This window comes from Bianquea renquensis (assembly GCF_014384895.1).
Taxonomy (GTDB): Bacteria; Bacillota; Clostridia; order Lachnospirales; family Bianqueaceae; genus Bianquea; species Bianquea renquensis.
On the sequence record NZ_JACRSQ010000009.1, the window covers coordinates 128,935 to 139,144 of the forward strand.

9 protein-coding genes are annotated in these 10,210 nt (G+C 51.4%); 8 read left to right on the forward strand and 1 reads right to left on the reverse strand.

Features of this window, described 5'->3' with window-relative positions; translation table 11 throughout:
* Positions 1–4 precede the first annotated feature (4 nt).
* The 3 genes from H8730_RS08025 to H8730_RS08035 all read left to right on the forward strand — a co-directional run bounded on the left by H8730_RS08025 (position 5) and on the right by H8730_RS08035 (position 2,880).
* The gene (locus H8730_RS08025) at positions 5–937 is read left to right on the forward strand and encodes a ribonuclease Z (RefSeq protein ID WP_177716286.1); all 933 of its coding nucleotides are present in this window, start codon (positions 5–7) and stop codon (positions 935–937) included.
* Complete coding sequence (gene tsaD, locus H8730_RS08030) at positions 934–1,947, forward strand: tRNA (adenosine(37)-N6)-threonylcarbamoyltransferase complex transferase subunit TsaD (protein WP_177716288.1); 1,014 nt, start codon at positions 934–936, stop codon at positions 1,945–1,947. Before H8730_RS08025 ends, tsaD begins: the two co-directional genes overlap by 4 nt.
* A gap of 72 nt (positions 1,948–2,019) precedes the next feature.
* Positions 2,020–2,880: a M23 family metallopeptidase gene (locus H8730_RS08035; protein WP_177716290.1), complete on the forward strand. Its 861-nt coding sequence runs from the start codon at positions 2,020–2,022 to the stop codon at positions 2,878–2,880.
* A 60-nt stretch (positions 2,881–2,940) separates the two neighbouring features.
* Here H8730_RS08035 and H8730_RS08040 read toward each other — a convergent pair whose 3' ends face one another.
* The gene (locus H8730_RS08040; RefSeq protein WP_177716292.1) at positions 2,941–3,801 is read right to left on the reverse strand and encodes a polysaccharide deacetylase family protein; all 861 of its coding nucleotides are present in this window, start codon (positions 3,799–3,801) and stop codon (positions 2,941–2,943) included.
* A 206-nt stretch (positions 3,802–4,007) separates the two neighbouring features.
* Here H8730_RS08040 and spoIIID point away from each other — a divergent pair, with 206 nt between their 5' ends.
* From spoIIID to H8730_RS08065, 5 genes are all read left to right on the forward strand, one after another.
* The gene (gene spoIIID, locus H8730_RS08045; RefSeq protein WP_177716294.1) at positions 4,008–4,295 is read left to right on the forward strand and encodes a sporulation transcriptional regulator SpoIIID; all 288 of its coding nucleotides are present in this window, start codon (positions 4,008–4,010) and stop codon (positions 4,293–4,295) included.
* A gap of 214 nt (positions 4,296–4,509) precedes the next feature.
* Complete coding sequence (gene mreB, locus H8730_RS08050; RefSeq protein WP_177716296.1) at positions 4,510–5,514, forward strand: rod shape-determining protein; 1,005 nt, start codon at positions 4,510–4,512, stop codon at positions 5,512–5,514.
* 22 nt (positions 5,515–5,536) lie between these two features.
* The gene (gene metK / locus H8730_RS08055; RefSeq protein ID WP_177716298.1) at positions 5,537–6,715 is read left to right on the forward strand and encodes a methionine adenosyltransferase; all 1,179 of its coding nucleotides are present in this window, start codon (positions 5,537–5,539) and stop codon (positions 6,713–6,715) included.
* A 95-nt stretch (positions 6,716–6,810) separates the two neighbouring features.
* Positions 6,811–9,066 carry an SF1B family DNA helicase RecD2 gene (gene recD2, locus H8730_RS08060; RefSeq protein ID WP_249289655.1) on the forward strand — a complete coding sequence of 752 codons (2,256 nt, stop codon included), beginning with the start codon at positions 6,811–6,813 and terminating at the stop codon, positions 9,064–9,066.
* A gap of 70 nt (positions 9,067–9,136) precedes the next feature.
* Positions 9,137–9,871: a ComF family protein gene (locus H8730_RS08065; RefSeq protein WP_177716301.1), complete on the forward strand. Its 735-nt coding sequence runs from the start codon at positions 9,137–9,139 to the stop codon at positions 9,869–9,871.
* Positions 9,872–10,210: the final 339 nt, after the last annotated feature.

The following is a 10,210-nucleotide window of genomic DNA, read 5'->3' on the forward strand; positions in this document are numbered from 1 at the left end:
CAATATGTTTGATGTATGCCTGCTAGGAACAGGCGGTATGATGCCGTTGCCAAACCGGTGGCTTACCGCCTGCTTTATGCGTTATGCGGGCACCTCGCTGTTGATCGACTGCGGGGAGGGCACGCAGATCACCATGCGGCTTCAGGGGTGGAGCTTCAAGGCGATCGACTATATTTTGTTTACTCATTATCACGGCGACCATATCAGTGGACTGCCAGGACTGCTGCTTACGATCGGGAATTCTGGGCGTACGGAACCGGTTACGCTCATAGGCCCTCGCAACTTGCGGAGAGTTGTGGAAGGCCTTCTTTTGATTGCGCCGGATTTACCGTTTCCGATACAGTATCTGGAGCTAAACGGAGACACGCCAGTTTTGGAGCTGAAAGATCTGGTTGTGACACCGTTCCGGGCAGATCACGGAATGCCCTGCTTTGGCTATAGCGTGGAAATTCGTCGAAAACCGAGGTTTTTGCCTGAAAAAGCTAAGGCCCTAGGAATTCCGTTGCCTTTTTGGAAGGAGCTACAAAAAGGCAATACAGTGGAGCACGAAGGCGCTATCTATGAGCCATCCATGGTTTTAGGCGAGGCCAGGCGGGGATTGAAAGTGTGCTACTGTACTGATTCACGGCCGCGGGATTCGATTGTAAACGGTGTCAAGGCTGCGGATCTATTTATCTGCGAAGGGATGTATGGCGAGGAGGAGAAACAGACAAAAGCGAAGGAATATCGGCATATGACCTTTCAGGAGGCGGCCACCATGGCGAAGCAGGCGAATGTGAAGGAGCTTTGGCTGACGCATTTCAGTCCTTCCCTGATCACGCCCTATCAATACTTGGACGAGGCCAGGCGAATTTTTCCCAACACGAAAGTTGGGAAAGACCGGATGACAAAGGTCTTAAAATTTGCCGATGAGGAAAACGCGGGGGTGACGGAATGAAGGAGACTACCATTTTAGCCATTGAGTCCTCCTGCGATGAGACAGCGGCGGCCGTCGTGCAGGGAGGCCGTACCGTTCTTTCAAATTGCATTTCGTCCCAGATCGCGCTTCATCAAATATACGGCGGTGTAGTGCCGGAGATTGCATCGCGCAAGCATCTTGAGGCGATTGATGCGGTTGTGCGCGAGGCAATGAAGACCGCGAAGACCGGGTGGGAAGAGATTGATGCCATCGCTGTCACCTATGGCCCGGGGCTGGTGGGCGCGCTTTTAGTGGGAGTTGCCCATGCCAAGGCGTTGGCCTACGCGTTAAAAAAACCGCTGCTCGGTGTGCACCACATAGAGGGCCATATTGCTGCCAACTATATAACCGATCCTCAGTGGGAACCTCCCTATCTCTGCCTAGTTGTATCGGGAGGTCACACACATCTAGTGCTGGTGGAAGGGTACACTCGATATCAGATTCTCGGCAAAACCCGAGATGACGCGGCAGGAGAGGCATTCGATAAGGTAGCGCGGGCCATTGGGCTGGGGTATCCAGGCGGCCCCAAGATCGACGCAGTCTCCAAAATGGGGAATCCGGAGGCGGTGCATTTTCCGAGGCCCTGTTTGGAGGAGGATGGCTTTTCATTTAGCTTTAGCGGCTTAAAATCAGCCGTTTTAAATTATTTGAATCAAATGGAAATGAAAGGGGAACCCTATAAGCAAGCGGATATTGCGGCCAGCTTTCAGGCCGCCGTCGTGGAGGTTTTGACAAAAAAGACTTTGGCCGCAGCCAATGAATTTAAAATTTCAAAAATCGCCATGGCGGGCGGTGTCTCCGCGAACCGTGCCCTTCGCGCATCCATGGAAGCTGCCTGCATGGCGGAGAAGAAACAACTGTGTGTGCCGGACTTGATTTTATGTACAGATAACGCGGCGATGATTGGATGTGCCGCATACTACCAATATCAAGACGGCCGCCGGTCGGATCTGTCCTTGAATGCAGTCCCCAATTTGCCACTGCAATAATTTTTGTTTGTAAAACATGGTATGTATAAAAGCGCTTCCACTATGGCAATACTATCGTTGGAGGTGGAAGCTATGAGTAATTCGAGCAAAAACCAAAGTTTTGACAAGCAGCGAAGAATCTATTTGTCGGTGTTAGTCGTAATTTTGGTGGTGGCTCTTGGAGTTACGGTCTTTTCAGTGACGAGGCATAACGACCTGGCAGATCGTTCCGACGAGCCGAACTCAAGTCAGCCGCAGCAACAGTATGCGGAGAATTCTTCTGACGCAACGGACCATAACAATTCCGTGTTGGATCCGGATGCGAAGGATGTTCAACAAAATATGGAGCAATCCAACGAACAAATTGACAAAGAGTATTCAGGATCACAGTCCGGGGATACTGCGGAGGCGAGTGAAGAGAATTCGCTTTCCGAAGAACAGCTGCATTCGGATCTAGACGCGCCGCCCAGGGATACGGCGGAAGGAGATCCTCCCGTATCGGAGCCCCAAATCGCAGACTTCGATCCGGAGGTGGACCGTATGCTATGGCCTGTCAGTGGGAATGTCCTTATGGATTATAGTCCAGATAATCTGATTTATGATGCTACGCTGGATCAGTATCGGACCAATGATTCCATCAGTATTGCTGGCACTGAAAGCGAAGATGTGTTTGCCGCAGCCGGCGGAATCGTCGTTGAAGTTGGATATCTGGATGAGATTGGAAACTATGTGGTTTTGGATCATGGAAATGGGTTCGAGACTACATACGGCCAATTGGATGAAAATATTCCTGTAACGAAGGATCAGACGATCGTGAAGGGACAGAAAATTGGCAGTATCGGGTCTCCCAGCTGGTATAGCGTTGCTATTGGTACTCATGTGGATTTTCAGGTTACGGTCAATGGAGAGCCAGTGAATCCTATGGATTACCTGGAAAATACGTTGGAGGATTAAAATACAAGAGCTGTCGTAGCTAGCAGGCGATGCTAGAGGCGGACAGCTCTGTTTTTTATCTTAACGGATGGATCGGTAGGACTCGCCGTTAACCGCATCAACACCCTTTTCCCTGAACATCTCCGACACGGTGAGAAATTGATATCCCTGCTGGATCAATTGGGGAATGAGAATTTCATAGGCCTCGTAAGTCCGTTCATACAAATCGTGGGATAAAACAATGCCGCCGTCGGAGACATTGTCCAACACATTTTGTGAGATCGATTCCTTTGTCGCCGTTTTGTGCCAGTCCTCGGGATCCACATTCCAGAGAATAAACGGCATGGGAATGGTATCTTTCATGATTTGGTTCTTCGATCCATAGGGAGGGCGCAGGTATTTCGGTTTGACGCCAGTTGCGTTGTATATAATGTCGTTGGTTCCGTTAATTTGGCTCATGAAGCCGTCAACCGATAGCGTAGTCAGCTGAGGGTGATCATAACTGTGATTTCCGACCTCGTGGCCTTCGTCGATCATGCGCTTTACTAGATCAGGATATCGCTCCGCATTCTTCCCCACCAAAAAAAATGTAGCGTGGACGTTGTACTGCTTCAAGAGATCTAGCAGTTTGGGGGTAATCGCGGGGCTTGGCCCATCATCAAAGGTTAGGCAGACCTTAGGGCCTGTTGTTCTGAGGATCTCCGCGACCTCCTCCTTGTGGGACGCTAAGGTTTCCGCATTGATGGGATTGATCGACCGGAGACGAAGAGCCTCTGTCTTGGATTCTCGATATGGGAGCCGCTCCGTCTGCTTCCAAGGATAAACGAGGGAGCCCGTTGAGCCGTGAAGGAGCCGGAATGCAAACACGCCCATCCCTACGAGTAGAACGAGGGCAATGACGATCATGGTTACGCTGAGATTTCTTGTCTGTCTTCTATTCATGATAACCTCCAAAAGAGATGTATGACAAAATTCGTCAAAAAGGAACGTGTCTATCATAACGCGATCCACCTGAAAAAACAACCCCAAACTAAAAATGTAAAAATAATTAATAGTTTCGCAATGACACAAGGAAATCATTTCGGAGTCATAAATAAGACCTGCCCAACATACTAATGGAGTAAGAGATGTTTGGGGGGATTTCCAGAATGAAGCAGTACATTGAAGAACGAGCCGTTGAGATTGCGCAATATATTATTGAGCAAAACGCAACTGTGCGAACGACCGCCAAAAAATTTGGGATTTCTAAATCAACCGTGCATAAGGACTTGACCGATAGGCTGGAAAAAATCAATCCACAGCTGGCCTCGCAGGCCCGACAGGTGCTAGAAGTGAATAAGGCGGAGCGCCATATCCGAGGGGGAATGGCGACGAAAGAAAAGTATCTTCATTTGTCTTCATCCTTTGGAACACAATCAGAGGATCGGTTTATGTAACGATACGGGAAAAAAGACGTATCGCCGGCAGAAAAATCTTCGCAGCTGCGCCGCCATAAAACAGGGCGGAAACCAACTGTGAAGATTTTTTTGCGTATGTGAAAAATTTTATTAAAATTCATGATATCCTTTGACTTTTCGCATATCCTACTCTATAATAAGAACATAAACACGAATTTGTCAGATAATGGTGATTTTTGAAGGAGCAGGAACCATGTTGTCTACCAGTATTGGAATCGATCTCGGAACTGCCAGCGTTCTGGTCTATATCCGGGGAAAGGGAATCGTGATGCGCGAGCCCTCGGTTGTGGCCATCAACAGCAACGAAGACAATCAGGTGGTGGCGGTTGGAGAAGAGGCCAGGCGCATGATCGGCCGCACACCCAGCAATATTAGAGCCATTCGGCCGCTTAGAGACGGCGTTATCTCCGACTATCAATACACGGAAAAAATGCTGAAGTATTTTATTCAACGCGCCATCGGCCGTCGATTTTTAAAACCGGTTATCGCTGTGTGTGTTCCAAGTGGAGTCACAGACGTGGAGAAGAAGGCGGTCATGGACGCCACCTATCAAGCGGGAGCCCGGGAGGTCCATATCATAGAGGAACCCATTGCCGCGGCGATCGGAGCGGGTATCGATATATCCAAACCTGTGGGGAGTATGGTTGTGGATATCGGAGGCGGCACCTGTGACATAGCCGTGATATCCTTAGGGGGCATTGTGGTAAGCGATTCCATCAAAGTGGCGGGCGATCGGTTTGATGAAGCCATTGTTCGATTTATGAGAAAACGATACAACCTTCTGATAGGAGAGCGGACGGCGGAGGATGTGAAGATCGCCATCGGTTCGGCGTATTCTTTCGATGAAAAGCGCACCATGGATGTGCGTGGACGAAATTTGGTCAGCGGCCTACCCGTCAACCAGCCGGTTACGTCCGATGATATTCGAGATGCGATGCAGGAGCCGATATCAGCTGTTGTGGAGGCGATCCACGGAGTTTTGGAGCGGACACCCCCGGAGCTGGCGGCGGATATCTATGAGCGGGGCATCATCATGACCGGAGGTGGCAGCCTCCTGACCGGACTGGACCGGCTGATTCAGGACAATATGGGGCTGGATGTCTTCGTGGCCGAGGATGCCATATCATGTGTTGCCATTGGGACCGGCCGTTTTGTGGAGCACCTCAACGGGGACGGCCATTTTCAGATCAATCACTAGAGTTATGGGGAGGCTATGGTAAGTGGGAAAACGTTTTTTTTCATCGGAATCGGTGACAGAAGGACATCCGGATAAGATCTGTGATCAAATATCGGACGGAGTGCTGGACTCTATATTGGCGAAGGACCCTATGGCGCGGGTTGCCTGCGAAACGGCGGTTACCACCGGCTTGGTTCTTGTTATGGGGGAAATCAGCACCAATTGTTATGTGGACATACAAAAGATCGCGAGGCAGACGATCAAAGATATAGGCTATGACCGCGCGAAGTACGGATTTGATGGCGATACCTGCGCAGTATTGACAGCGCTGGACGAGCAGTCGCCGGACATTGCCATGGGTGTTGACAGGGCGCTGGAGGCAAAGGAGGGAAGTCTGACCGATGAGCAATTGGCCATCGGGGCGGGGGATCAGGGGATGATGTTTGGATTTGCCTGTGACGAAACTCCTGAACTGATGCCGATGCCCATCGCCTTGGCGCACCGGTTGACGAGAAGGTTGACCGCAGTGCGCAAGGATGGCACGCTTCCCTATCTCCGGCCCGATGGAAAGTCCATGGTATCCATCGAATACGATGGCAACCGGCCGGTCCGCGTCGATACGGTCGTCATCTCATCCCAGCACGGGGAAGACGTGGAACTGGGAAGGCTACAGGAGGACATCATCCGGGACGTGATCAAGGCTACAATATCGGAAGAGCTGTTGGATGCGAAGACGCGATATCTCATCAATCCTACTGGGCGTTTTGTCGTTGGAGGGCCGCAGGGAGACTCAGGCTTAACCGGGCGCAAGATTATCGTTGACACCTATGGCGGATATGCTAGCCATGGCGGCGGCGCATTCTCTGGGAAAGATCCGACGAAAGTGGACCGATCTGGAGCCTACGCTGCCCGCTATGTGGCTAAAAATTTGGTGGCAGCAGGGCTGGCCCGCAAATGTGAGCTGGAAATCGCCTATGCCATCGGCGTTGCGGAGCCGGTTTCCATCTTAGTCAACACCTATGGCACAGGAGTTTACTCGGATGAGCGCATCGCGGATATTGTCCGGCAAGAGTTTGACCTCCGGCCAGCCGCTATCATTCGAGATTTGGATTTGCGCCGGCCCATCTATAAACAGACGGCCGCGTATGGCCACTTTGGACGGCCAGATTTGGATCTTCCATGGGAGAAGACGGACAAGGTTGACCAGCTCCGAAGAAAGTAAAAGGAGGGAGGAGATATCGCAGGGAGCGGATATCTCCTTCTCATTTTTTCTATCGATGACAATCGATACGGATACCCAAAGGAATGGAGGATATTATGGCGCAGAGGGGACACGAGATCCAGGGGATGGTGACGGAGCTCATTTTTTCGAATGAGGCCAATGGATATAAAGTCTGTGAAGTTGAGCTGGAGGATGAGCGAATCACGGTGGTAGGGATCCTGCCGGATGTGCAGCCGGGGGAATCCATTGCCGCCACCGGAGCATGGAAACAGCATAGCACCTACGGGGAACAGTTTGAAGTCACATCCTTTGAGAAGACTCTGCCGAAGAGCAAAGAGGCCATTGAGCGATACCTCGGTTCAGGCGCGATCAAGGGGATCGGGGCGGCTCTGGCAAAACGTATTGTTGATAAGTTCGGGGAGGATACATTAGCGGTGATGGAGCAGGAGCCGGAGCGGCTGGCGGAGATCAAGGGGATCAGCCAGGCAGGCGCCTGCGAGATAGCGGAGCAGTTTCACCAGCAACGCCAGCTCCGGGAAACCATGATCTTTTTACAGCGCTACGGCATAACAGCAGCGCTGGCCATGAAGATTTACAAACAATACAAGGAATCGGCAATTCATGTGATGCAGACAAATCCCTACAGCCTGGCGGATCATATTCAAGGCATTGGATTTCGAAAGGCGGACCAAATTGCCCAGCAGATCGGCATTCCGTTGGAATCACCGCATAGAATCCGGAGCGCGGTGAAATACATCCTGCGGGAGTCCTCCGGCGAGGGGCATGTGTTTTTGCCTCTGGATCTGCTGGAGGATCGTGTGTACCAGCTCATTGGCGTGACAGGAATTCAGGTTGAGAACGCCCTCACCGAGCTTATCATGGAGGGCGACGTTGTGGAAAAAGAAGAGACGGGACAGATGCGGGTGTACTTGACATCCTTTTATACAGCGGAACAGGGAATCGCCCGGCGTCTGTTGAGTTTGGCAGAGGTACGGCAGGACATAGCGCCGGAGGAAAAAGCTGACCGGCTTAAGCAGGTGGAGAATGCAGCGAAAATCACCCTGGCACCGAATCAGCAGGAAGCCGTCATGGAAGCGCTCTCGGAAGGCGTTCTGGTCATAACGGGAGGACCTGGTACTGGGAAAACGACGATCATCAACACCCTGTTGGATATCCTGGAGGGAATGGATGAGGAGGTGCTTTTGGCGGCGCCCACCGGAAGAGCGGCGAAGCGAATGACGGAGGCGACGGGGCGGGAAGCGTCCACCATTCACCGGCTGTTGGAAATTCAATATATGCAGGAGGAGGACGCCAAGCAAACCTTTCAGCGCAATGAAACGCATCCCCTGGAAGCGGATGTGGTGATTTTAGATGAGGTTTCCATGGTGGATGTCTTGCTGATGAATCATCTTTTAAAGGCGATCATGCCAGGGACGCGCCTTATTTTGGTCGGCGATATGGATCAGCTCCCATCGGTGGGCCCAGGAAACGTGCTGAAAGATATTATTGCCAGCGGCTGTATAAAGGTGGTCCGACTGACGCAAATCTACCGGCAGGCGGGGCTGAGTGCCATTGTGACCAACGCCCACCGGATCAATCAGGGGGAATATCCGATTTTTAATCAGAAGGATACGGACTTTTTTTTCATGCGCCGCCGGCGCAAGGAGGATGTTGCGCGCACCATTGTCGACGTCATTCTCCACCGGATGCCCAAATTTGCCCACTGTTCTCCCATCGACGATATTCAAGTGTTAAGCCCAATGAAGCGCGGATATTTAGGGGTGGAATCGTTGAATCAGATTTTGCAGGAGGCGCTGAATCCCCCCGCATCGTCTAAAAAGGAGCTGGAGTTTCGACAGATCAAACTTCGGGAGGGGGATAAGGTGATGCAGATCCGCAACAACTACAATACCCCTTGGAAAGTCCTCAACCGGTTTGGATATCCCCTTGACGAGGGCGAGGGGATTTTTAACGGCGATATCGGGCGCATCAAGACCATAGATCCACAAGAGCGATGTTTGACTGTCATTTTTGATGACAAAAAAGAAGTTGAGTATGACTACACGGCCCTGGAGGAGCTGGAGCTTGCCTATGCGGTCACGATCCATAAGGCGCAGGGGACGGAGAGTCCTATCATCGTTCTGCCGCTCCACAGCGGTCCCGCTATGCTGTTTTCTAGAAACCTTTTGTACACTGCTGTTACGAGAGCCCGGCAGTACGTTGTGGTAATCGGGGAGGAGGACATGGTGCGGCGCATGGTAGACAACAACCGGCCGACGATTCGATACACCGCGCTGGAGGACCGGCTGAGGGAGGAGATCAGTGCCTCTGCACTATTGGAAGGGAGATAAAGATTTCGGGTTGTCGCCCGAAACGTCTGTTCAAGAAAAAGCCCATGAGGCGGCAGAATGGAGGGGAGTCATGGCGAGATGGAAGCGAATTCTTGCGCGTGGGCTGGAGGATGCGATGCAGCTTCTCTACCCGCCGCGCTGTCTGTTCTGTCAGCGGGTTCTTCCGTGGCCTGACCGTGTTGGGATTTGTACCAACTGCCATCCAGAAGAGTATTATTTGCCGGAACCCGGCTGTAGGCAGTGTGGCCGGCCGGTTTCCAGACAAGGAGCCTTATGCCAGAATTGTAGCCTTCACCATATTCAAATTCCAGGCAAGAGCCTGTTTGTCTATGACGGGGCGGTTCAGGAGGCGATTCATCGCTTCAAATACGATGGACAAAAGGCATATGGAAAAGTCTTCGCCAGCTGTATGGCGAAGGTTTTGTGGCCTCCCGGTGGCGAAGCAACCAAAGAACCTACGATCGTGACGCCGGTTCCACTCCATGCAGAGCGGTATCATGGCCGAGGCTATAATCAGGCCGAGGTCTTAGCAAAGGAATTTGCAGAGCAGACGGGCTGCGTGATGCGGAAGCTGTTGGTCAGAGTGCGAAATACCGATCCACAGAATGCATTGAGCGCCACAGCGCGCAAGAAGAATTTACAGGATGCCTTTACGGCTGTTGAAGATCAGGCTGTGGGAAGGCACATTATTGTGATGGATGATATCTACACCTCCGGGAGCACCATTGAGGCTTGCGGTGAGGCGTTGAGGCGTGTGTACCCGGATGTAGAGGTGCGATTTATGACCATTGCAATGAAAGTGTAGGGGGATTTATTTCTCGCCGTACAGAAAAGTCCGCCGTAAGGCGGTCAAAATTCTATAGTTTCTGTGATTGGCATTGCGGAAGCCGCCAAATCCAATCCATCTACCGTCCTATCTCGACACGAGATCCATTCCGCTGACAAAATATGTACAAATTCCCTGGGAACCCACTGTATAAAAAATAAACGTAAATTCCCAAAGTAAGTCCCACAGAGGAAACGGAGATGGAGTTACTATGAGAAACGTAGTGGAAATAAGCCTGGGAAAGCTAAAAAAGAGGCAGAAATAAGTGGAAACAGAGACAGAAAAAGAGGAAAAGGTATTGCAAACTGTAAAAAAGGG